This is a genomic window from Streptomyces sp. NPDC104202, from assembly GCF_055584185.1.
This window is the reverse complement of sequence record NZ_JBVJMN010000004.1, coordinates 134,182-157,760: the sequence shown is the minus strand read 5'-3', so window position 1 is coordinate 157,760 and position 23,579 is coordinate 134,182. Positions and strand designations below refer to the sequence as shown.

The following is a 23,579-nucleotide window of genomic DNA, read 5'->3' as shown; positions in this document are numbered from 1 at the left end:
ACGGTGGGTGGCGAGTCGCGACGGCGGCTCCCTCCAGGCGCCGCCGGGCCCGGACGGACGGCGGGGCGACAGGACCGGGGGCAGGGGCGTGGATCTCGTCGAGAGCGGATCGGTGGGCGGGTTCTTCGCCCTGCGGACCACACCGCCGGAGGGCGGTGGCGCGCACCGCCCGCTGGCACGGCTGTACGAGGGCGAGGACGGCCCGCTCACCGCGCGCGTGGACCGGGTCGCCGCCCGCCTCGGCACGGACGAGCGGCGGGTCGCCGCCTCCGTCGCCCACCTCGGTCTCGCGGCCCGCCTCTGGTCGACGGCGCTCGGGCCGGCCGCGCTCTCCGGGCGCTTCCCGGCCCTGGCCCCCGCCGAGCTCCACTGGGACGGCGCCCTCACCTCCCCCGACGACCTGTGGTGGTCCGGCGCGGACACCCGCCCCGCCACCGTCGAGGACCTGGCCGCGGCCGTCGTGGAGGCCCATCTCGTCCCGCTGCACGCGGCGCTGCGGCGCGACGGCGGGATCTCGCCCCGGCTGCTGTGGGGGAACGCGGGCTCGGCCCTCGCCGGGGCGCTGCGCGAACTGGCCAGGTGGGCGGCGGTCCACCGCCGCCCCGAGGTCGCCGAGCGGGCCGGCGCGCTCGTCTCCGGACTCCTGGCCCTCCCCGACCTCGCGGGCACGGTCCGGGGCCCGAGGCTCCGCCGCTCCAGCTGCTGCCTGTACTACCGCTGCCCGGGCGGCGGTCTGTGCGGGGACTGTGTCTTCGACCACGCTCCCGGCAGGAGTTTGGAGGCGCGGCCCCCCGCTCCGTAAAGTTGCTTCTTCGAAAGCCCCGCGAACGGCGACGTACGAGCGAACGAGGATCCCGAAGGCCATGACGGTGACCGAAGAATTCCAGGACTACGGGCCGGGCGTCGACCCCGAGCGCCTGGCCGTCTGCCTCAGCGTCCTCGACGAGCTCGACAAGCTGGACGTCGACCACCCGGACGCGATCCGGGTCCGGCGGGCCACCGCCGGCATCTACCGGACCGTGAAGCAGCGCCGCCGCCAGGAGCGCCGGGCCGCCAAGACCGCCAACGACAAGGCGGTCACCGAGGCCACGGCCACCGGCTCCGCCCAGCGCATCGACGACGAGACCGAGGGCATCCTGCCCTCCTCGATCACCGAGGAGGGGCGGATCGCGGGGATACTCCAGCGTCCGCGCTCGTGCTACGTCTGCAAGGCACGGTTCGTCGAGGTCGACTACTTCTACCACCAGCTCTGCCAGCGCTGCGCGGCCGAGAACCGAGCCAAGCGCGAGGCCCGCGCCGACCTCACCGGCAAGCGCGCGCTGCTCACCGGCGGCCGCGCGAAGATCGGCATGTACATCGCGCTGCGGCTGCTGCGCGACGGGGCCCACACCACCATCACGACCCGCTTCCCGAAGGACGCCATCCGCCGCTTCAAGGCGATGGAGGACTCGGCGGAGTGGATGCACCGCCTGGAGGTCGTCGGCATCGACCTGCGCGACCCGGCCCAGGCCGTGGCGCTGGCCGACCAGATGACCGAGGCCGGCCCGCTCGACATCCTGATCAACAACGCGACGCAGACCGTGCGCCGGCTGCCGTCGGCGTACGCCGCCCTCGTCGACGGCGAGAGCGCCCCGCTGCCGGCCGGAGAGCTCCCCGCCCACCACGTCATCGGCGCCTTCAACTCGGGCGCCGTCGGCGAGCTCGTGGGCGGCTCGTCGCTGCCCGTCGGGGTGAGCGGTCTGGAGGCACAGCAGGTCGCCGACCTCGCACTGGTCGCGGGCAACGCCTCCCTCGCCCGGCACCTCGACGGCACCGCCATCGACGCGGGCGGCCTGGTCCCGGACGTCGTGGAGTCCAACACCTGGGTGCAGAGCATCGAGCAGATCTCCCCGGTGGAGCTGCTGGAGACCCAGCTGTGCAACTACACGGCGCCGTTCATCCTGATCAGCAAGCTGCGGCCGGTGATGGCCGAGGCGGCGAGGAAGGCCGCGAGCGGCCGAGCCTACGTCGTGAACGTCTCCGCCATGGAGGGCGTCTTCAGTCGCGGCTACAAGGGCGCCGGCCACCCGAACACCAACGCCGCCAAGGCCGCGATGAACATGGTGACCCGCACCAGCGGCCAGGAGATGTTCACGACGGACGGCATCCTCATGACCTCGGTCGACACCGGCTGGATCACCGACGAGCGTCCGCACTTCGACAAGCTGCGCCTCGCGGAGGCCGGTTTCCACGCCCCGCTCGACCTGGTCGACGGCGCGGCCCGGGTCTACGACCCGATCGTCCGCGGCGAGGACGGCGAGGACCTGTACGGCTGCTTCCTCAAGGACTACGCGCCCGCCAACTGGTGACCCGGGCCGCACGGCCCCTCGTCTGGAATGAGCGTTCTACCGATCGGTAGGGCGCTCATTCGACGTATGTCACCCGATCGCGTCACACTTTGAAGCCCGGTAGAGCGCGGATCCGCTCATTTGGTTACTCTGATGTCCACGGTCGGCCACCGAGGAGACACACCTCCTCACAGCCGGCCCGGGGACTGGCCTGACAAGGCCGCGGTCCCGCCCGACGAACGGCGCCACCGCGACCGACCGGCACTTGTCCCACAGGTACGCGACACAAAGGAGTGCGCGGTGACACCCGAACTGACGAAGCAGGATCCGCGACCGGCCGAACCCGTCGAGCGGCCCCGCCGCAAGGGCGAGCTGGGAAGCCTCGAAGTGTGGGCCCGCTCGGCCCCGATCCGCCTGGCGGGCTACGAGGACGACCTCGCCGAGCCCCACATCCTGCCCGGCATCGACTGAGCCGGTGCTCTGACACGACACCCGCTCGGCACCTGTGCCCCCGCTCGCCGGAACCCGTGTTCCGGCGGCCGGGGGCACAGGCGCGGGCGGACGCCGTCCCGCCGCCGTCTCACCTCCGGTCCACCGGTGCCCGTAGCCGGGTCGGCGGCAGGTACTCGCGCAGCAGGGTCCGGTGCCACCAGGCGCCGCTCGCGCGGAGCTCGCGCCAGGTCGTGTAGCGGTACCGGTAGAGGCGGGCGCGGACGTGCGTCGGCGGCGCGTCCGGGAAGGGATTGTGCGCGAGGAGCCGCAGGGTGTCCCGGTCCCCGTCGAGCAGCCGCTCGACGAAGGGCCCGAACCAGTCGCGGGCGTACCCGGGCGAGAGCGCGGCGAACCACATCAGCCAGTCGAGCCGCAGGTGGTAGGGGGCGAACTGGCGGGGCAGCCGGCGCGGGTCGCCGGGCTTCCCCCTGAAGCCGTACTCCCGCCAGACCGTCCCCGGCCCCGGGGACGCCTCGGCCGTGCCCTCCACGACGATCTCGTCCCTGACCCGGCCGACCGTGCCGAAGGCGCCGTAGGTGTTGACCAGGTGGAACGGGTCGAACGAGCGGTTCATCGCCTGGTTCCGGGAGAGCAGGTTGCGGACCGGCCGGTGGCTGCGGACCAGGACGAGCACGGTCACCAGGACGACGAGGACCGCGTACCAGAGCGGCGGGTCCGGCCGCGGGCGGTCGCCGGTGAGCGGCGAGGTGTCCACCGCGGACAGGGCGAGCACGATGGTGATCCAGTTGAGCCAGGCGAAGTTGCCGGAGAGCACCAGCCACAGCTGGGTCGCGATCATCAGCCCGGCCGCGACCGTGGCGACCGGCTGGGGCGTGAACAGCAGGAACGGGACGCACAGCTGGACGACGTGGTTCGCCGCGGCCTCCACCCGGTGCAGCGGCCGGGGGAGGTGGTGGAAGAACCAGCTCAGCGGACCGGGCATCGGCTGGGTCTCGTGGTGGTGGTACAGGCAGGTCAGGTCGCGCCAGCAGCGGTCGCCGCGGATCTTGATGAGCCCGGCGCCGAACTCGACCCGGAAGAGCAGCCAGCGCAGCAGGAAGAGGACGAGGACCGGCGGGCCCGTGTCGTCGTTGCCCAGGAAGACGGCGAGGAAGCCGGTCTCCAGGAGCAGCGACTCCCAGCCGAAGGAGTACCAGGTCTGGCCCACGTTCACGATCGACAGGTACAGCCCCCAGAGCAGGAACCACAGGAGCATCGACACCGGCAGTGGGACCGCGTCCCCGGCGCCCGCCACGAGCGCCAGCGCCACGGCGGCCCCCGACCAGGAGACCGCGGCGAACAGCCGGTCGGAGTAGCGCCAGTGGAAGAGCGAGGGGGTGTGGCGCGGGCGGGTGCGGCGCACGTACTCCGGGACCGGGAGCATGCCGCGCTCGCCGATCAGCGCCCGGAACTGGAGGGCGGCCGACAGGAACGCCACGCAGTACAGCCCGGCGAGGCCCCGCTGGAAGACGATCCGGCCCAGCCACTGGTCGGGTGCCGTGAACCACTCCATCGCTTCCAGTATCGGCCCGGGGTCAGCTCCTGACGAGGCGCCGGAGCGTCCGGCCGAGGCGGCGCGCGTACGCCCGCTGGAGCAGCGGGACCACGGGCCCGGCGAGCCGGGTGTACCAGGTGGCGGGCCGGCTGAACGCGGTCACCGTGAAGCGGACGGTGCCGCCGGGCTCCAGCGAGACGACGAACGACTCCTCGCCGCGCTCCGGGTGCCCGGTCAGGGTGCCGTAGGCGAAACCGGTGCGGTTCCGCTCGTACGCCGTCCAGATCACCGAACAGGGGGCGCCGAGCCGGACGGGGCCGAGGCCCATCGACACCTCCAGGGTGGCGCCGGGCGCCGCGCGCGGGGCCTCGCTGCGCACTCGCGCCCCCGAGGCGCGGTGCATCGCCCAGGTGGTGACGGCGGCGCCGGCCGTCTCGAAGGCGGCGCGGCCGCTGCCGACGGTCACGCTGTGCCGCAGGTGGTGGTAGTCGTCCGGCAGCGTCTCCGGGGTGCGGGTGGCCCCGACCTCGGGGTAGGTGAGGGCCGGGCGGGGCCGGGCGGGCCGGGAGAGGTCGTGCGTGAGGCGGGTCATGCCGGGATCTCCGTTCGCGGAGGGAGGGGCGGGGGAGTGGCGGTGGGGCCGGCGGGCCGTTCCGCGGCCCGGAGGCGGTGCCGGGCGAGCAGGGCGCAGACGGCGAAGCCCAGGGCGTTGCCGACCCCGTGGGTGGCGGCCGTCCAGGTCAGGGAGAGGTGCGGCAGGCCGGTCGCCTCGCCGAGCGCCCAGCTGAGCGCGAGCAGCATGGTGACGACGAGGACGAGGGCCGAGACGGCGAGCAGCGCCCGGGTGAGCGGGTCCGCCGCGAGCTCCCGGCGCTCCCGCAGGGTCAGGACGGCGACCGCGGCCATCCCTGCGGTCAGGACGACGGCGCCCACGAGTTCGGCCCAGTCGTCCACGAAGTAGCCGGCGAGCACGAGCACGGTCCCGGCGGGGACGCTGAGCGCGGCGCAGCGGGCCGCCGGGCCGTCGGAGGCGCGGCAGACGAGGCCGGCGACCAGCGCGGCGGCGAACCCGGCGAAGTGGAAGTGCGGCACCGTGAGCGCGAGGATGCCGAGCTCGAAGCCGAACAGCGGGTGCCCGGCCCGCTCCGCGACCAGTGCGACGCCGGCCACGGACGGCGCGGCCAGCGCGGTGAGGACGGCCGTCTCCCGCGGCCGCAGGCACCGGGTGAGGTAGATCCGGGCCGGGGCCTGGAGGGCGAGCGCCAGGGTGGCGAGCGCGTACACGGCGGCCAGTGCGGCGGCGCCGGTGGACCGGGGCAGCCAGAGGGAGAGCGCCCCGGGGACGGCGAGGTACGGCCAGGCCCGGCGGAGCGCGTCCCACCCCGGCGGCCGGGGGCCGTCGAGGAGCGCGAGCCCGGTCGGCACCACCCAGAACATTCCGATCATGACGATCGGGGCCACCAGGGCCGTCGGTGCGGCCATGCGTCACCACCCCCACTTGAACGCGTTCAACTGGCGAGTTGAGCGTAGGACTTTTCTTGAACGCGTTCAAGTGGAGGGCGGGTGGCGTCCCGCTCGCGCGCGGGGCGCGCGCCGCTGGGGCGGACGGCCGCCGAGAGGGTGGCGCCCGACCCGGTCGGCCTCCCTCCGCTTGCGGCCCGTCACGGACTGCGACAGACATGGAGGACTGGCCGGAACCGGGCCGCGGGCCCGGGGAGAGAAAGCGGGAGAACCAAGGTGCGCACCCCCTCGCGCCGGACGCGGCGCACACCCGCCGCCGACCGGACGTCCCCGCCCCCGCCCGTCGACGCGGCCCCGTCCGCCCGGACCGGCCCGCAGGCCGGGCCGGCCGGGACCGTCGACGCGGCCCCGGCCGCCGACGCCCGCGACCTCCCGTCCGCAGGAGCGGACCTCCCGTCCGTCGGAGGCGGCCTCCCGTCCATCGGAGACCTCCCGTCCGCCGAGGCCGGCTCCCCGGCCGCGCCGCGCGGAGCGGGACGCCCCGCCACGGCCGGGACCGCGCGCGCGGCAGCCGCCGCGGTCGCCTCGGCCCTGCTGATCGCGGGGTGCTCGGCGAGCGGGGAGACGCCCACCGCCGGCGGGGAGCAGGCGGCGGCCTCCGCGGCGCGCGACATCCTCCTCCAGCCGGTCGGCGCCCCGGGCCCCGACCCCTTCACAGCGTCGACCGACCGGGTCAGCCCGCCGCGGCCCGCCCCGGACCGCCCGCCCGCCGAGGCGTTCGAGGTCCGCGAGGTCACCGGCTCCACGCCCGGGCTCTACGGCGGCACGCGCGCGGAGGCCAGCTGCGACGTCGAGCAGCAGGCGGCCTTCCTCGCCGCGGACCCGGGCAAGACCCGCGCCTTCGCCGAGGCCGCCGGCATCCCCGAGGCCCAGGTCGGCGACTGGCTGCGCGGACTCACCCCGGTCGTGCTGCGCTCCGACACCCGGGTCACCGGCCACGGCTACCGGGCCGGCCGGCCCCTCGCCTTCCAGTCCGTCCTGCAGACCGGCACGGCGGTCCTCGTCGACCAGTACGGCGCCCCGAGGGTCCGCTGTGCCTGCGGGAACCCGCTGCGCACGCCGGTCGCGGTCAAGGAGGGCGTCCACCAGGGCGAGCCCTGGGACGGGTTCGACCCCGACCGGGTCATCGCCGTGCGGCCGACCTCCACCGTCGTCAGCAGTCTCGTCATCGTCAACGCCGCCGACCGGAGCTGGATCGAGCGGCGCGTCGGCAGCGACGGCGAGCAGGACCGCAAGCCCGACGTCGCACCGGCCTGCGACCCCGACCGGTGCACCCAGACCGGCGAGGCCACCCCCGACGCCACGCCCCCCGTGCCCGACGCCCCGGGACGCGAGCCCGTGCCGGACCCGTCCTCCCCGCCCCAGGAGCCGCCGAGCGCGCCGCCGGCGGTCCCCGAGCCGCCCGCCCCGCCCTCGGAGGCGTCCCCCCTGCCCGATCCGTACGCCGACCCGTACCCCGACCCGGGGACCGAGCCGCCCGTGGACCCGCCGGCCGAGCCGGACGGGGAGCTGCCGCAGGACGAGCTGTTCCCGGCGGGTCCCCCGCCGGACCGCCAGGAGACATTCCCGGGGTGAATCCGATCTTCCTGGTGCGCGGGGGCGGAGCTGCGCCTAGCGTGGCCCCATGAGCGCGGGCACAGGGGGCGGGGAGGCGGTCGAACCACCCCGCCGTGCGTCGGAGGAGCGGGCCGGCGGGGCGCGGATCCTCTCCGAGTACGGCTCCGCCTTCCGGATGGGCGGCTTCGACTGGGACCTGGTCGACGGCGTCATGATCATGGACGACGCCGCGCTCGAGGTCTTCGACATGGACCGCGCGGAGTACGACGACCGGCCCGAGTCGCTCGGCACCCGGGTGCTGCCGGACGAGGGCCGCCGCCTCGACACGATGGTGGCGCAGGCGCTGAAGGAGGGCAGCGAGCAGTACGGCGCCTACTTCCGGATCCGCCGCCGCGACGGCAGGCACCAGTGGACCCACACCCAGGGCCTCGTCCACCGCGACGCCTCGGGCCGGCCGGTCCGGATCGTCGGCGTCGTGCGCGACGCCACCCACGAGCTCAGCGAGTCCGCCGCCCGCCTCGGGCTCGACGAGGGACGCCGGCAGCGCGCCGGCGTCGTCGAGGGCACCACCGCGGCCCTGGCGTACGCGCGGACCGTCCAGGACGTCATCGACCTGCTGAACGACTCGCACGCCCTGGAGCACTTCGGCGCCGCCAGCCTCGTCATGGGGCTCCTGGAGGCCGGCCGCATCCACCTCGTCGCCGAGGGGCCCGCGGGCGCGTTCGTCCCGGGCACCCGCTTCACCCGGGTGGACGAGCCGTATCCGATGAGCGAGGTGATCCGCACCCTCCGCCCGCGGTTCATCGACTCGGCGCGGGACTTCGCCGACTCCTACCCGGTGCTCTGGCCGCACATCAGCGGGCTGGGCATCACCGCCGCCGCCTATCTGCCGCTCATCGCCCAGGCCCGGCCCATCGGCGCCCTCGGCCTGCTGTACAGCGACCGGGCCGGCTTCAGCGAGGACGAGCGGACGCTGCTCGTCGCCCTCGGCAGCAGCATCGCCCAGAGTCTCCAGCGGGCCGTGCTGTACGAGCAGGAGCACGACCTCGCCGAGGGTCTCCAGACGGCCATGCTGCCGCGCCGCATCCCCGAGGTGCCCGGCGCCCAGACCGCCGTCCGCTACCGCTCGGCCCGGCTCGGCCGGGACATCGGCGGCGACTGGTACGACGTCATCGCGCTGCCCGGCGGGCGGGTCGGCGCCGTCATCGGCGACGTCCAGGGCCACGACACCCACGCGGCGGCCGTCATGGGCCAGCTGCGGATCGTGCTGCGCGCCTACGCCGCCGAGGGGCACCCGCCCGCCACGGTGATGGCCCGCGCCTCCGTCTTCCTGCACGAGCTGGACACCGAGCGCTTCGCCACCTGCACCTACGCCGAGGTCGACCTCGCCACCGGGGTCGTGCAGGTGGTCCGGGCCGGCCACGTCGACCCGCTGGTGCGGGAGGTCGACGGCGGCTGCCGCCGGGTCCCGGTGGAGGGCGGACTGCCGCTCGGCCTCTCCGCGGAGTTCGGCCGGCTCGACTACCCCGTGACCACCCTGGAGCTGGACCCGGGGCAGACCCTGATGCTCTACACCGACGGTCTGGTGGAGAAGCCGGGGGCCGACCTCGACGAGGGGTTCGAGTGGCTCACCTCGCTGGTCAAGCGCGGTCCCGCCGACCTCCAGCTGCTCGCCGACCACCTCTGCGACGTGGTGGCCGACCGCGGCGGCGAGGACGACGTGGCGATCCTGCTGCTGCGCCGGGACGGCGGGTACGCGGTGCCCGCCGGGCGGTTCCGCCAGCACGTGGCCCAGAGCGACCCGGAGGCGCTGAGCTCCGCCCGGCACATGGTCAGGGCCGCCGTGCGGGCCTGGGGCGCGGAGGAGCGCGCGGACGAGATCGAGCTGGTCGCCGACGAGCTGATGACCAACGCGCTGATGCACACGGACGGCGGTGCGATCGTGACCCTGCGGATCCTGGCCGGGCCGGTGCGACGGCTGCGGGTGGAGGTGGAGGACCGTTCCAGCGCGCTGCCCCGGCGCCGCGAGGCCGGGGAGGCGGGGGTGTCGGGGCGCGGCCTGCTGTTGGTCGAACAGATCTCCGACGTCTGGGGCGTCGAGTCGCGCGGCGGCGGCAAGTGCGTGTGGTGTGAGTTCACCTTGGAACGTTGAGCTTGTTAACTGAGCGTGAACTGATCGTACTTGACCGTAACTGTCGGTACGCGATTCACTTCAGGTTCCCGCCCCTCCGCGCAGGACGTGAGGACATCCGTGAGCAGCAGTGAGCTCCTGACCGACGAGCCGACGGCCCCTGAACTACTGGCCCCGCTCGACCTGGCCTTCTGGCATCTCGAATCCGCCGACCACCCCCTCCACCTGGGCGCCCTCGCCCACTTCGGCCCCCCGCCCGCCGCGCCCGCCCCGCCGGGCCGCCGCCCCGACGTGCTCGACCTCCTCGCACGGCGCGCCGCCGCCGTCCCCCGGCTCCGGATGCGCGTGCGCGACGTCCTGATCCCCGTCGGCGGCGCCGCCTGGAGCGCCGACCCGGACTTCGACGTGCGCCGCCACGTCCGCGAGATCGTCCTGCCCGGCACCGACTTCCAGGCCGAGGCCGCCGCGCTCGCCGCCGAGCTGATGGAACGCCCCGTCGAGCGCGGCCTGCCGCCCTGGGAGATGTACCTGCTCAGCGGCGCCCCCGACGGCTCGTTCGCCGTCCTCGTCAAACTCCACCACGCCCTCGCCGACGGCATGCGGGCCGTCGCCATCGGCGCCGGCATCTTCGACGAGATCGCCGCGGGCCGCCGCCCCGCCCGCCGCCCCCGCCCCGTGCCCCCGCGCTCCTGGCTGCCCGCGCCCGGCCGGCTGCTGGACCTCGCCCGGGACCGCCTCGGCGACCTCGGCCGTGCCGTGGAGGTCGGCGCCTCGGTCGTCGGCTCCTCCGTCGTCCGCGCCGGCCGCCCCGCCGCCGCCTTCACCGCCGACTCCAGCGGAACCCGCCGGATCGCCACCGCGACCCTCGACCTCGACCGCGTCCACCGGATCCGCCGCGCCACCGGCGGCACCGGCAACGACGTCCTCCTCGCCGTCACCGCCGGAGCCCTGCGCCGCTGGTTCGACGCCCGGGACATGCCCCTCCCCGGCGTCGACCCGCGCGCCCTCGTCCCGGTCTCCCGCCGCCGACCCGGCGCCGCGCCCGGCCCCGGCAACAGCCTCTCCGGCTACCTCCTCGACCTGCCGGTCACCGAACCCGACCCGGCCGCCCGGCTCGCCGCCGTGCGGCAGGCCATGGACCGCAACAAGGCCGCCGGCCCCTCCCGCGGCGCCGGCGCCGTCGCCCTCCTCGCCGACCGGCTGCACCCGCTCGCCCACCGCTTCGGCGCCCCCCTCGCCGCCGGCGCCGCCGGCCTCCTCTTCGACGTGCTCGTCACCCAGGTGCCGCTGCCCCGCGCCGCGCTCTCCCTCGGCGGCGCCCCACTGACCGCGCTGTTCCCCATGGCCCCGCTGGCCCGCGGCCAGTCCCTCGCCGTCGCCATGTCCCCGTACGGCGGCCGGGTCCACGTCGGACTCGTCGCCGACGGCCGCGCCGCCCCCGACCTCGACGCGCTGGCCGCCGCGCTCGGCGCCGAACTCGACCTCCTCGACCCCCCGCGGCCCCCCGGGACCGGTGCCTGACGCGCGCCCCCTGCGCGCGTGCGGCAGGGTGGAGCCATGCCCGAACTGCCCGAGGTGGAAGCGCTGCGCGAGTTCCTCGACGCGCACCTGGTGGGCAAGGAGATCGCCCGCGTCCTGCCCGTCGCGATCAGCGTCCTCAAGACGTACGATCCGCCCCCGGGCGCCGTCGAGGGGGCCACGGTCACCGCGGTCGGGCGGCACGGCAAGTTCCTCGACCTCACCACCGAGGGGCCGGCCGGCACGCTCCACCTCCTGATCCACCTCGCCCGCGCCGGCTGGCTGCGCTGGCAGGACCCGCTGCCCTCCGGCCCGCCCAGACCCGGCAAGGGACCGCTGGCCCTGCGGGCCGCGCTCACCGGCGGCGACGGCTTCGACCTCACCGAAGCCGGCACCACCAAGCGCCTCGCCGTCCACCTGGTCCGCGACCCCCACGACGTGCCGGGCGTCGCGCGCCTGGGCCCCGACCCGCTCGCCGAGGAGTTCGGCCCGGACGCCTTCGCCGCCCTCCTCGCCGGCGAACGGCGCCGGATCAAGGGCGCCCTGCGCGACCAGAGCCTCATCGCCGGCATGGGCAACGCCTACAGCGACGAGATCCTGCACGCCGCCCGGATGTCGCCGTTCAAGCCCACGCAGAACCTCACCCCCGAGGAGACCGCCGCCCTCTACACGGCGATGCGGACCACCCTGCGCGAAGCCGTCGAACGCTCCCACGGCCTCGCCGCCGGGAAGCTCAAGGCCGAGAAGAAGAGCGGACTGCGCGTCCACGGCCGCACCGGCGAACCCTGCCCGGTCTGCGGGGACACCATCCGCGAGGTCTCCTTCAGCGACTCCTCGCTCCAGTACTGCCCCACCTGCCAGACCGGCGGGAAACCGCTCGCCGACCGGCGCCTGTCCAGACTCCTCAAGTGACGGCGGCGGGGGGGGGGGGGGGGGGGGGGCCTCCCCCCCCCCCCCCCCCCCCCACTACACTCCGCCGCATGCTGCGCGTACTGGCCGTCGACGACGAGGAACCGGCCCTCGGGGAACTGCTCTACCTGCTGCGCGCCGACCCCCGCGTCCGCACCGCCGAGGGAGCGGGCGACGCCACCGCCGCCCTGCGCAGGATCGGGCGCGCGCTGGAGACCGGACCGGACGGCGACGGCGGCATCGACGTCGTCTTCCTCGACATCCACATGCCCGGCCTGACCGGACTCGACGTGGCCCGGCTGCTCGCCGGCTTCGCCCGTCCGCCCCTCGTCGTCTTCGTCACCGCCCACGAGGGCTTCGCGCTCCAGGCCTTCGACCTCAAGGCCGTCGACTACGTCCTCAAACCGGTCCGCCGCGAGCGCCTCGCCGAAGCCGTCCGCCGGGCCCACGACCTCGTCCACGCCGGCGCGGCGCCCGCCCCCGCCGCCCCCGAGCAGATCCCCGTCGAGCTCGGCGGCGTCACCCGCTTCCTCTCCGTCGACGACATCGCCTACGCCGAGGCCCACGGCGACTACGCACGCCTCCACACCGACCACGGCAGCCACCTCGTCCGCATCCCCCTCTCCACCCTGGAGGAACGCTGGGCCGCCCGGGGCTTCGTCCGCATCCACCGCAGCCACCTGGTGGCCCTCGCCCGGATCGACGAACTCCGGCTCGACGGCGGCGCCACCTCCGTCCGCGTCGGCGGCACGGACCTCGCCGTCAGCCGCCGCCACGCCCGCCACCTGCGGGACCTCCTGATGCGCCGGGCCGGCGGCTGACCGGCCCGTACGTCTACCGCGGCCGGGGGCGCGCTGCGTAGACTCCACGCGTCCGCGGGCAGGCGAACCGCCCGCGCGGACCGTCGGAAGTCGTCGAGAGAGGCGGGAGCGGACCGGAGATGTCCGAGCACCACCCCCCGCGCAGACCCCGGCGCGAGACCGTCACCTACGCCTCCGCCCACAGCCCGGGAGCCGCCCCGGGACCCGCCGGACGGCGCCCCGTCCACCCGCCGGCCCGCTCCGAGATCGACGAGCAGACCACCCTCGGCCACACCTACGTCCGCTCCCTGATGCGCAGCCAGCTCCGCGCCGCCCTGACCGCCCTCGGCGCGCTCGCCCTGCTCGTCGGCTCGCTGCCGCTGCTGCTGGCGCTCCCCGCGCCCGAGGCGCTCGTCTGGGCCGCCCTCGGCCTCGGCGTCTACCCGGTCATCTGGGCCATCGCCCACTGGTACGTCCGCCGGGCCGAGCGCAACGAACGCGACTTCACCGGCCTCGTCGAACGCTGAGAACGGTGAACCGCCCCGCATGAACCAGACCCACGCGGTCGCCGCCGTCACCGCCGTCGTCCTCGCCACCGTCCTCATCGGCGCGCTCGGCCTGCGGATCTCCCGCACGACCTCCGATTTCTACGTCGCCTCCCGGACCGTCCGGCCCGGCCTCAACGCCGCCGCCATCAGCGGCGAGTACCTCTCCGCCGCCTCCTTCCTCGGCATCGCCGGCCTCGTCCTCGTCCAGGGGCCCGCGATGCTCTGGTACCCGGTCGGCTACACCGCCGGGTACCTCGTGCTGCTCGTCCTCGTGGCCGCGCCGCTGCGCCGCTCCGGGGCGTACACGCTCTCCGACTTCGCCGAGGCCCGCCTCCAGTCCCCGCAGGCCCGACGGCTCGCCAGCCTCTTCGTCGTCGGGATCGGCTGGCTCTACCTGCTCCCGCAGCTCCAGGGCGCCGGACTCACCCTGGAGATCCTCACCGGCGCGCCCGACTGGGTCGGCGGGCTGCTCGTCGCCGTCGTCGTCACCGGCACGGTCGCCGCCGGCGGCATGCGCAGCATCACCTTCGTGCAGGCCTTCCAGTACTGGCTGAAGCTCACCGCCCTGCTCGTCCCCGCGCTCTTCCTGGCCGCCGCCTGGCACGGCGACGGCGCGCCCCGGGCCCGCTTCGACGCCCCCGCCGTCCTGCGCGACCACACCGTCGTCCGGGTCGCCGACACCGTGCGCGTCCGGCTCGACGCCCCGCTCGCCGTCACCGTCACCGGCACCGTCGACTCCGTCCCGTACCGGGAGCGGAGCCTCACCCTCGCGCCCGGCACCCATCACGTCCTCGGCGGCACCACCCTCGCCTTCGCACCGGGCGCGGCCCTGCCCGAGCGGGCCGCCAGCGGAGCCGACCCGCTCGGCTGGTCGCAGCCGCTCGCCGGAGGCCGCGACGGACACCAGCTGTACGCGACCTACGGCCTGATCCTGGCGACCTTCCTCGGCACGATGGGCCTGCCGCACGTCGCCGTCCGCTTCTACACCAGCCCGCACGGCCGGGCCGCGCGCCGCACCACCCTCGTGGTGCTCGGCCTGGTCGGCGCCTTCTACCTGCTGCCCCCGCTGTACGGCTTCCTCGGCCGCGTCTACGCCCCCGAACTCGCCCTCACCGGCTCCGCCGACGCCGCCGTCCTCGTCCTGCCCGACCGGATCCTCGGCGGACTCCTCGGCGACCTCCTCGGGGCGCTCCTCGCCGGCGGCGCCTTCGCGGCCTTCCTCTCCACCGCCTCCGGGCTCACCATGTCCGTCGCCGGCGTGCTCACCCAGGACGTCCTGCCCTCCCGGGGCGTCCGCCACTTCCGGCTCGCGACGCTGCTCGCCACGGCCGTCCCGCTCGCCGTCGGGGTGGTCGCCTCCAAGGTGCCCGTCGCGGACGCCGTCGGCCTCGCCTTCGCGGTGTCCGCCTCCTCCTTCTGCCCCCTCCTCGTCCTCGGCATCTGGTGGCGGCGGCTCACCCCGCCCGGCGCCATGGCGGGACTCCTGCTCGGCGGCGGCTCCGCGCTCGCCGCCGTCATGGCGACCCGGGCCGGACTGCCCCCCGGAGGCTGGCCGCACACCCTGATGGCCTGGCCCGCCGTCTGGTCGGTCCCCCTCGGCTTCCTCACCATGGTGCTGGTCTCGCTGGCCACCCCCCGCCGCATCCCGCCCGGCACCCCCGCCCTTCTCGCCCGGCTCCACCTCCCGGAGGAGTTCACCGGCACCGTCCCCGCCCAGGAGGCCCGCCGGTGACCGCCGTCCCCGCCCAGGAGGCCCGCCGGTGACCGCCGTCCCACTCACCCGGGAGGCCCGCCGATGAGCGGCATCGCCCTCGCCGCCGCGGTCGCCGCGGGAGCCGTCCTGCTCGCCGCCGGCTTCGCGCTGGGCCGGCTCGCCGCCCGGCGCGGCGGCCGGGCCGCCGACCCCGGCCTTGGCACCCCGGTCGAGCGGGCGACCTTCCACACCCTGCACACCGCCTCCCTCGCCGCGCCGCCACTGCGCGCCGGGCTCACCGAGGACACCGCCCGCCGGGCGGCCGGCACCCTGCGCTCGCTGCTCGGCACCGAGGCGCTCTGCCTCACCGACCGGGGCGCGGTCCTCGCCTGGGACGGCCCCGGCGAGGACCACCACCGCGCGCACCTGCCGGACGAGGCGGCCGAGACGCTGGCGACCGGCCGCAGCCGCTCGGCGCCCACCGGGTGCGCCGACCCCGCCTGTCCGCTGCGCTGGGCGGTGATCGCCCCGCTCACCGGCGAGGACGGCGTGCTCGGCGCGCTCGTCGCCTACGGCTCGCGGGAGTCGGCCGTCCTCGTGCGGGCGGCCACGGAGGTGGCCCGCTGGGCGTCCGTGCAGCTGGAGCTGGCCGAGCTGGACCGGTCGCGCACCAGGATCGTGGAGGCCGAGATCCGGGCCCTGCGTGCCCAGATCTCGCCGCACTTCATCTTCAACTCCCTCGCCGCCATCGCCTCCTTCGTCCGCACGGACCCCGAACGGGCCAGGGAACTGCTCCTGGAGTTCGCGGACTTCACCCGCTACTCCTTCCGGAGGCACGGGGAGTTCGCCCAGCTCGCCGACGAACTGCGCTCCATCGAGCAGTACCTGGCGCTGGCCGGCGCCCGGTTCGGCGACCGTCTGAAGGTGACGCTGCAGATCGCCCCCGAGGTCCTGCCGGTGACCCTGCCGTTCCTCTGCCTCCAGCCGCTGGTGGAGAACGCGGTCAAGCACGGGCTCCAGGACCGCGAACGGGGCTGCCGCGTCACGATCGCCGCCCGCGACGCCGGGGCCGAGGCCGTGGTGACCGTCGAAGACGACGGCATCGGCATGGACCCCGAGGTGCTGCGGGCCGTCCTGCGCGGCGAGCACCCGGCCGGATCCGGCATCGGCCTCTCCAACGTGGACGAGCGGCTGCGCCAGGTGTACGGGCCGGAGCACGGTCTCGTCATCGAGACGGGCCTCGACGCGGGGATGAAGGTGACGGTGCGCATACCCAAGTACCGCCCCGGCGTACACCGTTCGGCGCCCTAAGGGGCGACCGGGTCACCGGTCCGGCGGTCAGCGCAGGTGCAGGGAGAGGTGGGCGAGCGGCAGGCCCAGCTTCCACGCGGGGAGCCAGACCTGTTCGTCCTCGTCGACGTGGGGACCGGTCCCCCCGTCCGAGGCGCCGTCCAGGTCGGCGGCGCGCACCCAGGTGTCGCGCAGCCGACGCCAGGCGGTGTGCGCGAGCGCCAGGTCGGGGCCGTCGCCGCCGGCCGAGCGGCGGGCGGCGAGCCGCTCCTCGACCCAGGGCGGCCAGGGCCGGTCGTATGCCGTGTGGCGCAGCCATCGGTCGACCCGGCGGGCGGCCCACGCGCCCGCGGGCCCGTCCGGTCCCTCCGAGAGGTGGACGGTGAGGGCCAGGGCCTGGAGCCCGGCCCGGTACTCCAGCGAGCCGGGCGCGACGAGCGCGGCGGCCCGCAGCACCTCGTCGGCCAGGTACTCGGCGCACAGCCAGGCCATCGGGACGGCGAGGCCGCCGCCACTCGTGCCGCCGGCGCCGTTCGTGCTCTCGGGCAGCAACGCTCCCACCTTCTCCCGGACGTCGGGGTCCCGGACGTCAGGGCCCGGGGGAGAGCCTCCTCCGAGAACGGCGCCCGCGGGTCCCGCTTTGCTCAACTCGCCCGTGTGGTTTCGGATACGTTTTCCGGCCGGATCGGTGCCGGTGAGGTTCCTGGTGTCGGGCGTGCCGGGAGAGGCGGGTGGTGCGGGCTCAGCCGAGGAGCGCGTACACCGCCGTGGCGTGGGCCGCGGTCTCCTCCGTGCCCTCCGCGGTCATCGTGATGTCAGCGAAAGCCATCCGCTTGCCGGCCTTCGTCAGCCGGGCGTGCACCAGGACGTCGGAGCCGACGACGGCCCGCTGGAAGCTGATGGACTGCTGGACGGTGGTCATCGGCACGAAGCCGCCGCGGGCCGAGGCCACGGCGATCACCGTGGCGGTGTCGGCGGCGGCCATCAGGGCCTGGCCGGAGAGGCCACCGCCCTCCCGGGCGAGCCGGTCGGACCAGGGGAGCCGGAGCACGGCCCCCGCCTCGTCGACGGAGGCGACCGAGAGCCCCAGATCGAGCACCCAGGGGGCGAAGTTGTCGGCGAGGACCTGTTCTGCGGCGGTGAGGGTGAGCGTCACGTCGTCATTGTGAGGCCCCGGCCCGGGGGCGGGCAACGCCCGTGCGGCGCGGCGGCCGGTAGCCCGGCAGCGAGCGGCCGAGCTGGCGGAGCGCGTAGTGCGAGCGGGACTTGACGGTCCCGGCGGGGATGCCGAGCTCGACGGCGGCCTCGTTGACGGTGAGGCCGTGGAAGTACAGGCGGACGAGGACCGCCCGGTGCTCGGGGCTCAGCTCCCGGACGGCCGCCCGCACGTCGAGGGCGGCCTCGGCGGAGGCGGTGGGGTCGGCCGGGTCGGGGGTCACGGCCAGGACGCCGTCCCCGATCTCGGTGGGCCGGGCGAGCCGGGAGCGGCGGGCGTCGATGGCGAGCCTGCGGGCCACGGTGAAGAGCCACGGCCGGATCGAGGCGTAGGCGGCGTCGAAGGCCTCCGGGTGGAGCCAGGCCCGGACCAGGGTCTCCTGGGCGAGGTCCTCGGCGCGCTGCCGGTCCCCGTAGGTCAGCCCCAGCAGGAAGGAGAGCAGCGCGGGGCCGTGCTCCCGCTGCAGCTCCTCCAGGGTCCGCTCGTCGGTCGTCGCCGTCGTCATGCTGCCCGCCTCTCCCGCGGCTCGTCGTCCGGCCGTATACGAGCGCATCCGGAGGACGAGGGACAGGGAACGGACAGGGGTCTGCGACGAACGGTCGCACCGAGCGACGAATGGTACGGCGAACGGTCGGACGGAGTCGCTGCGTCCGTTTCAGCGGGGTTCATGGGCGTCCACGGCCTTGACCCTTGACTGGGGCATTTCCGCGAGCTCAATTCATCAGAACAGATGTTCATCGGATGAGCGGGCTGGAGAGCCGAAGATGACCTCACGCACCACGCCCGCCGGGCTGGCGGTCCTCGCCGCCTTCCTGCTCGCGGCGGCGACCGGCTGCGCCGAAGGAGGCGGCGGCACGGGCGGGACCCCCGTCCCCGGGAGGACCCCCGGATCGCCCCCGGCCCCCTCCGCGGCGCCCGGCGGGGCCTCGGCGCCGGTCGGCTTCACCCTGGTGGCCTCCGGCGACGTGCTGCCGCACGACTCGATCATCCGCCGCGCCGCCGACGACGCCGGGGGCGACGGGTACGACTTCCGCCCCATGTTCGCCGGGGTGAAGCCCGTCGTCTCCGGAGCCGACCTCGCCCTCTGCCACATGGAGACCGTGTACGGCCGGGAGGGCGGGCCCTACACCGGCTACCCCGCCTTCACGTCACCGCCCGAGGTCGCGGCCGCGCTCAGGGCCACCGGATACGACTCCTGCTCCACCGCCTCCAACCACACGCTCGACGACGGCCCGGAGGGCCTCGCCCGCACCCTCGACGCCCTCGACCGGGCGGGTGTCCGTCACGCCGGCTCGGCCCGCACCGCGCAGGAGGCCGCCCGGCCCGCGCTGCTCAAGGCCGGCGGCGCCACCGTCGCCCAGCTCGCCTACACCTACGGCACCAACGGCTATCCGATGCCCGAGGGCCGGCCCTGGGCCGTCGGACTGCTCGACGAGAGGAAGGTCGTCGCCGACGCGCGCGCCGCCCGGGCCGCCGGCGCGGACGTGGTCGTGGTCAGCGTCCACTGGGGCACCGAATGGCAGACCGAGCCCGACGAGCGGCAGCTCTCCCTCGGGCGCGCGCTGACCGCCTCCCGGACCGGCGGACGTCCTGACATCGACCTGATCATCGGCACCCACGCCCACGTCCCGCAGGCGTACGAGAAGGTCAACGGGGTCTGGATCGTCTACGGGATGGGCGACCAGATCGCCGGCGACATGATCAACCACGAGGGCGCCCACGACCCCCGCGGCAACCAGGGAACCCTCGGCCGCTTCACCTTCGTCCCGCCCCGGACGCCCGGCGGGCGCTGGGAGGTCACGAAGGCCGAGTTCGTCCCCCAGTGGTTCGACACCGCGCGCGGCCGGGTGGTCGACCTGGTCGCCGACGGCCGCGACCCGCGCCATGCCGAGATCCGCGACACGATCCGCCAGGTGGTGTTCAGCCGGGGCGCCGAGAAGGACGGCCTGGTCATGGCGGAGTAGCCCGTCCGGGCCCGCCCCCTCGCGGCGGAGCCGGGCGGGCCCTCAGGACGTGCGGCCGGTCACGGCACCACGGTGACCGGCCAGCGGCCGGCCTTCACCAGGCGGACGGCCACCGAGCCGACGAACCGGTGCCCGGCGGACTCGGAGGCGCCCACCACCACGGCGTCCGCGAGCAGCTCCTCCGCCGCCTGGACCAGGCCCGCGTAGGCGTCGCCCCGGAAGGTGTGGAACTCCCAGCGCATCCGCCACAGGTCCCGCACCCGCTCCGCCGACGCCCGGATCTCCTGCGCGAGGTCGTCGGCGATCTCCTGGGTGGTGCCCGAGACGGGCGCGCCGAGCGCGGCGCCGGCCGCGATCACCGGCTGGACGTACACGAGCGCGAGGAGTGCGTCCTGGCGGCGGGCGAGCCCCGCCGCGTAGGCAGCCGCACGCAGCGACGAGGCGGAGCCGTCTATCCCGGCCATGATCACTTTGGGGCCGTCGGTACCGCGTTCGAACCGCCCGGGCTGATGTGCGCTCACGCGTCGAGGCTATCGGCTCATCGGGTGTTTTCGGACGGGGGCCCGGTGTCGGTGAAGGGTGGGGACGCTCGCCCGTAGGGACTATTGGTCATGAAAAAGGATCAGATGACCAGTGGTCGACGGACGGTGCTGCGGCTCGCCGCCGCCCTGGGGGCCACCGCCACCGTCGGCGTCCTCGCGGCCGACCGGTTCGCCGCCCCGGAGCCCGTCTCCGGCACCGCGTCCCGTCCCCAGGGCGCGTCCGGGGGAGGGCGCGGAGGCGGCGCCGCGGGTCCCGGCCCGGCCGCCGGACCGCAGGCCGGCACGTCCCGCCTGAGCCCGACGTCCTACCGGCTCCAGCCGATGACCGCCTACGCGCCGCCGTCCTTCCGGCGCGCGGTGCCGCCCGTGCGGCAGCGGCCCTTCCTCAGCATGTCGGGCGTCGGCCGGTCCATGGTGCTGACCTTCGACGACGGCCCCGACCCCCGGTACACGCCGGCGATCCTGGAGACCCTGCGCCGCCACGACTGCCGTGCGATGTTCTTCGTCTGCGGCGAGATGGCCGTCGAGAACCAGGACCTGCTGCGGGAGATGGACGCCGACGGGCACGTCGTCGGGAACCACTCCTGGTCCCACCCGCTGATCCCCAAGCTGCGGCCCTCCCGCATCCGCGACGAACTCGGCTCCACCAGCGAGATCGTCGAGAAGGCCCTCGGCAGCGCCCCGCTCTGGTACCGGGCCCCCTACGGGGCCTGGAACCGGCACTCCTTCGAGATCGGCGCCGAGCTGGGCATGGAACCGCTCGCCTGGACCGTCGACACCCTGGACTGGAAGGAGCCCGGCACCGACAGCATCGTCCGCCGCGTCCTCGACGGAGCCGCGCCGGGCACCGTGGTGCTCTCCCACGACGCGGGCGGCAACCGCTCCCAGAGCGTCGCCGCGCTCCGCCGCTACCTGCCCGAACTCCTCGACGCCGGCTACCGGATCACCGTGCCCCGGCGCTGACCCGCCGCGTCGCGGTGGAGGGCCCCGGCACCAGGTGCCGGGGCCCTCCACCGTCCGTCACCCCTGCCCGGTACCGCGGGCAGGGGGCGCTCCCTCCCGGGCATGTCCTAGCGCGAGCCGACCATGCGGGCGTAGACGACGACGTTGCCGTCGTAGCCGCGCGCACGGGTGTAGCCGCCGCCGCAGGTGATCACCCGGAGCTCCGGCTCCCCGTTGTCGGCGTAGACCTGCACGCCGGGGAAGTTGTCCTTGGCGTACACCTCGACGCCGTAGATCTCGAAGACCGCGACCCGGCCGTCGTACCGCTCGACCTCGACGTGCTGCCCCTTCTGGAGCGAGCCCAGACCGTAGAAGACGGCCGGGCCCTTCGCGTTGTCGACGTGGCCGACGATCACGGAGGTGCCGCGCTGCCCGGGGGCGACGCCGTTCTGGTACCAGCCGGCGAGGTTGGGGTCCTCCGGGGGCGGGGCCGCCACCCAGTCGTCCGCGTCCAGGCCCACGTCCATGAGGGGCGCCGCCACCTGGATCGCCGGGATCTTGATCCGGGACGCCGGCGCGAAGGGCAGCGGTTCCAGACCGGTCCGCGCGGCGGGCGGGGGCGGGGCGACCGGATGCGCCACCGGCCGCGCGGCGGCGGCGGGTTGGGGCGGACCGTCGGAGACGTCCACCCCGTTGCGCATCATCGCGAGCCCGGACAGCATGGCGAGGGCCAGTACGCCCCAGGGGCGGCGTCTCCTGCGTTCGAAGACGCGGAAGTCCTTCGGGGGCATGGTTCTCCCTTCTCGGCGTCGTCAGAACGGTAAAGGCGGTCGCGCGCGCCGTCGCGCCGGACGGTGCGAACGGGTGGGGGCCCGCTGCCGGACGGGTGCCGGTGCCTTCGCCGGGAGCCGGGGGAGGGGTGAGGGCGACCCCACGGGCGACTCACGGCGGCGGCAGGGCGGAGGTGTGGCGGAGACGCGGCAAAAGTGCGGCGGAGGTGCGGGCCGGGGCGGCGGCCGCGGGAGGGCGGGCGGAGGCGGCGCCGGACGGCACGGGGGCGGACGGTAAGGGGGCGGGCGCGGGGGCGGACGGTACGGGGGCGGGCGCGGGGGACCCGCCGGAGGGGGGCCGGGGCGCAGCCGGGTGACGTCCGGGCTGACCCATCCGAGTAATCGTCAGATAAGCATCACGAACGGCTGTGACCTGCGCATCCGTCGCCCCGCAGGCTCCGTTCCTCGGCGTGTCGCCTCACCGGGGTGGCCCAGTGCCGACATGCACGGCTCGCACCGACTTGTGATGGTTCGTCATGGAAGGCGTACTCGTCGAATCTCCCGGAGCACCGCTTTGGGGCGTCTTCCACAGGAGGTTCAACCATGCGTGCTGCACGCACTCTGGCGGTGACGGCGACCGCGTTCGCGGCGCTCGGACTCGCGGCCCCCCTCGCCACCGCAACCAACGGGCCCAGCAACGTGACGGTCCCTCTCCAGGCCGAGCGGGGCGGAGACGGTTCCAACGGCGTCACCGTGTCCCCCTTCGCGGTCCACCAGGGCGCGATCCTCACGATCACCGTCCGCGGCTGCGCCGGTGGCACGGTCACGTCGAACGCCTTCCCGACGACCACGCTCCCCGCCGCCGTCAACGGGGTGTCCACCGCCACCCCGCGCATCTTCAACAACGCCACGCCCGGCCAGTACAACCTGGCCGTCCAGTGCAACGGCCGCACCCTCACGCAGCCGTTCCGCGTGCTCGCCGGCCAGGGCGCGCAGGGCGGCCTCGGCGGCTCGATGGCGCCGAGCTCCACGGAGATGGCCATCGGCGGCTCGCTCGTCGCCGCGGCCGCCCTCGGCGGCGGTGTCTTCATCGCCCGCCGCCGGCGCGTGACCGGCGTGGGAGTCTGACCGGCCGAACCTCCCGGTCGGCCCACCGTGCCCGTCGCCCCCGAGTCCCCACCGGGACCCGGGGGCGACGGGCGTCCGGGGACGCCCGCCGCCCCGCCCGACTTCCGTCGGGCGGCCGCGCGCACCGCTCGGGGCCGGGTCACGACGCCCGGTCAGTGACGTCGGCCGGCGCCGGAACGGCGGCGCACCACGTAGAGCGCGCCGCCCGCGGCGGCGGCCAGCACGAGCGCCCCGCCGGCGGCCAGTTCGGTGCCGCTGGGCGCCATCGAGCCGCCGAGCCCGCCCTGCACCCCGCGCGGGGGCGTCAGGATCGTGGCGCTGATGGTCGGAGTGGCGGTGGGGGAGCCGCTGATCGTCAGGGCGACGGTGTCCTGCACGCCGCCGGTGCAGTTGAAGAGCACCGTGTACACGGCGCCGCGCTTGGCGTCCAGGTCCACCGTGGCCGAGGCCGTCGCCCCCGGTGCGATCGTGACCGTGTCGAAGATGCCGGCCGAGGCCGTCGCCGTACTGGCGCAGCCGGGAGCGCTCAGCGTCACCCGCCCGCCCGGGGCGACGACCGACGGCGACACGACGAAATCGCCCGGGGCCTTGGCCCGTACCTTGGGGCCGGGGGCGGGAACGCCGTCGGCGGCCAGGGCGACGGGGGCGGCCAGGGCGAGGGCGGCCGCCCCCAACAGGGCAGTGGTAGCGGCACGTATCGCGCGCATGGTGAATCCTCCGGGTCCCGAGGGGCAGC

General features: G+C 75.3%; 23 protein-coding genes. 14 read left to right on the top strand and 9 right to left on the bottom strand.

Going from position 1 to position 23,579, the window contains the following annotated elements:
• Positions 1-88 precede the first annotated feature (88 nt).
• The 3 genes from ACZ60W_RS04590 to ACZ60W_RS04580 all read left to right on the top strand — a co-directional run bounded on the left by ACZ60W_RS04590 (position 89) and on the right by ACZ60W_RS04580 (position 2,798).
• Positions 89-802 (top strand): (2Fe-2S)-binding protein, encoded by a 714-nt coding sequence (locus ACZ60W_RS04590; RefSeq protein ID WP_469753882.1) that lies wholly within the window; start codon positions 89-91, stop codon positions 800-802.
• Between the two features lie 61 nt (positions 803-863).
• Positions 864-2,348, top strand: a complete 1,485-nt coding sequence (locus ACZ60W_RS04585) for an SDR family NAD(P)-dependent oxidoreductase (RefSeq protein WP_469753881.1) — start codon at positions 864-866, stop codon at positions 2,346-2,348.
• A 279-nt stretch (positions 2,349-2,627) separates the two neighbouring features.
• Positions 2,628-2,798: a hypothetical protein gene (locus ACZ60W_RS04580; protein ID WP_469753880.1), complete on the top strand. Its 171-nt coding sequence runs from the start codon at positions 2,628-2,630 to the stop codon at positions 2,796-2,798.
• 109 nt (positions 2,799-2,907) lie between these two features.
• Here the strand turns inward: ACZ60W_RS04580 and ACZ60W_RS04575 are convergent, their stop codons facing one another.
• The 3 genes from ACZ60W_RS04575 to ACZ60W_RS04565 are packed head-to-tail and all read right to left on the bottom strand — an operon-like array spanning position 2,908 to position 5,796.
• Positions 2,908-4,332: a lipase maturation factor family protein gene (locus ACZ60W_RS04575; protein ID WP_469753879.1), complete on the bottom strand. Its 1,425-nt coding sequence runs from the start codon at positions 4,330-4,332 to the stop codon at positions 2,908-2,910.
• Between the two features lie 22 nt (positions 4,333-4,354).
• On the bottom strand, positions 4,355-4,906 hold the full coding sequence (locus ACZ60W_RS04570) for a DUF1990 family protein (RefSeq protein ID WP_469753878.1): 552 nt from the start codon (positions 4,904-4,906) through the stop codon (positions 4,355-4,357).
• On the bottom strand, positions 4,903-5,796 hold the full coding sequence (locus ACZ60W_RS04565; protein ID WP_469753877.1) for a YndJ family protein: 894 nt from the start codon (positions 5,794-5,796) through the stop codon (positions 4,903-4,905). The genes ACZ60W_RS04570 and ACZ60W_RS04565 overlap by 4 nt, the downstream gene beginning before the upstream one ends.
• Positions 5,797-6,051: 255 nt before the next feature.
• Here ACZ60W_RS04565 and ACZ60W_RS04560 point away from each other — a divergent pair, with 255 nt between their 5' ends.
• The 8 genes from ACZ60W_RS04560 (at position 6,052) to ACZ60W_RS04525 (ending at position 16,302) form a co-directional block, all read left to right on the top strand.
• Positions 6,052-7,410, top strand: coding sequence for a DUF6777 domain-containing protein (locus tag ACZ60W_RS04560; RefSeq protein ID WP_469753876.1), 1,359 nt, complete (start codon positions 6,052-6,054; stop codon positions 7,408-7,410).
• A gap of 157 nt (positions 7,411-7,567) precedes the next feature.
• Complete coding sequence (locus ACZ60W_RS04555) at positions 7,568-9,544, top strand: SpoIIE family protein phosphatase (RefSeq protein ID WP_469753933.1); 1,977 nt, start codon at positions 7,568-7,570, stop codon at positions 9,542-9,544.
• A gap of 99 nt (positions 9,545-9,643) precedes the next feature.
• Positions 9,644-11,044 carry a wax ester/triacylglycerol synthase family O-acyltransferase gene (locus ACZ60W_RS04550; RefSeq protein WP_469753875.1) on the top strand — a complete coding sequence of 467 codons (1,401 nt, stop codon included), beginning with the start codon at positions 9,644-9,646 and terminating at the stop codon, positions 11,042-11,044.
• Between the two features lie 36 nt (positions 11,045-11,080).
• Entirely contained in the window at positions 11,081-11,953 is an 873-nt protein-coding gene (locus tag ACZ60W_RS04545) for an Fpg/Nei family DNA glycosylase (protein ID WP_469753874.1), read from the top strand.
• A 68-nt stretch (positions 11,954-12,021) separates the two neighbouring features.
• Positions 12,022-12,771 (top strand): LytR/AlgR family response regulator transcription factor, encoded by a 750-nt coding sequence (locus tag ACZ60W_RS04540; RefSeq protein ID WP_469753873.1) that lies wholly within the window; start codon positions 12,022-12,024, stop codon positions 12,769-12,771.
• Between the two features lie 119 nt (positions 12,772-12,890).
• Positions 12,891-13,277, top strand: coding sequence for a hypothetical protein (locus ACZ60W_RS04535; protein WP_469753872.1), 387 nt, complete (start codon positions 12,891-12,893; stop codon positions 13,275-13,277).
• A gap of 19 nt (positions 13,278-13,296) precedes the next feature.
• Positions 13,297-15,030 (top strand): sodium/solute symporter, encoded by a 1,734-nt coding sequence (locus ACZ60W_RS04530; protein WP_469753871.1) that lies wholly within the window; start codon positions 13,297-13,299, stop codon positions 15,028-15,030.
• A gap of 63 nt (positions 15,031-15,093) precedes the next feature.
• Positions 15,094-16,302 (top strand): histidine kinase, encoded by a 1,209-nt coding sequence (locus tag ACZ60W_RS04525; protein WP_469753870.1) that lies wholly within the window; start codon positions 15,094-15,096, stop codon positions 16,300-16,302.
• 27 nt (positions 16,303-16,329) lie between these two features.
• Here the strand turns inward: ACZ60W_RS04525 and ACZ60W_RS04520 are convergent, their stop codons facing one another.
• The 3 genes from ACZ60W_RS04520 to ACZ60W_RS04510 form a co-directional block, all read right to left on the bottom strand.
• A complete protein-coding gene (locus tag ACZ60W_RS04520) occupies positions 16,330-16,833 on the bottom strand; it encodes a hypothetical protein (RefSeq protein WP_469753869.1) in 504 nt (167 codons plus the stop codon).
• A gap of 190 nt (positions 16,834-17,023) precedes the next feature.
• Positions 17,024-17,437: a PaaI family thioesterase gene (locus ACZ60W_RS04515; RefSeq protein WP_469753868.1), complete on the bottom strand. Its 414-nt coding sequence runs from the start codon at positions 17,435-17,437 to the stop codon at positions 17,024-17,026.
• A gap of 4 nt (positions 17,438-17,441) precedes the next feature.
• Positions 17,442-18,002 (bottom strand): sigma-70 family RNA polymerase sigma factor, encoded by a 561-nt coding sequence (locus ACZ60W_RS04510; protein ID WP_469753867.1) that lies wholly within the window; start codon positions 18,000-18,002, stop codon positions 17,442-17,444.
• 259 nt (positions 18,003-18,261) lie between these two features.
• Here ACZ60W_RS04510 and ACZ60W_RS04505 point away from each other — a divergent pair, with 259 nt between their 5' ends.
• A complete protein-coding gene (locus tag ACZ60W_RS04505) occupies positions 18,262-19,461 on the top strand; it encodes a CapA family protein (RefSeq protein WP_469753866.1) in 1,200 nt (399 codons plus the stop codon).
• Between the two features lie 59 nt (positions 19,462-19,520).
• On the opposite strand, the gene ACZ60W_RS04500 is transcribed toward ACZ60W_RS04505, so the two are convergent.
• Positions 19,521-19,925: a universal stress protein gene (locus ACZ60W_RS04500; RefSeq protein WP_469753932.1), complete on the bottom strand. Its 405-nt coding sequence runs from the start codon at positions 19,923-19,925 to the stop codon at positions 19,521-19,523.
• A gap of 162 nt (positions 19,926-20,087) precedes the next feature.
• Between ACZ60W_RS04500 and ACZ60W_RS04495 the strand changes: the two genes are divergently transcribed.
• A complete protein-coding gene (locus tag ACZ60W_RS04495) occupies positions 20,088-20,966 on the top strand; it encodes a polysaccharide deacetylase family protein (protein ID WP_469753865.1) in 879 nt (292 codons plus the stop codon).
• Positions 20,967-21,073: 107 nt separating this feature from the next.
• On the opposite strand, the gene ACZ60W_RS04490 is transcribed toward ACZ60W_RS04495, so the two are convergent.
• The gene (locus tag ACZ60W_RS04490; RefSeq protein ID WP_469753864.1) at positions 21,074-21,736 is read right to left on the bottom strand and encodes a class F sortase; all 663 of its coding nucleotides are present in this window, start codon (positions 21,734-21,736) and stop codon (positions 21,074-21,076) included.
• 582 nt (positions 21,737-22,318) lie between these two features.
• Between ACZ60W_RS04490 and ACZ60W_RS04485 the strand changes: the two genes are divergently transcribed.
• Positions 22,319-22,843: a hypothetical protein gene (locus ACZ60W_RS04485; protein WP_469753863.1), complete on the top strand. Its 525-nt coding sequence runs from the start codon at positions 22,319-22,321 to the stop codon at positions 22,841-22,843.
• Between the two features lie 152 nt (positions 22,844-22,995).
• Here ACZ60W_RS04485 and ACZ60W_RS04480 read toward each other — a convergent pair whose 3' ends face one another.
• Positions 22,996-23,550, bottom strand: coding sequence for a hypothetical protein (locus ACZ60W_RS04480; RefSeq protein WP_469753862.1), 555 nt, complete (start codon positions 23,548-23,550; stop codon positions 22,996-22,998).
• Positions 23,551-23,579: the final 29 nt, after the last annotated feature.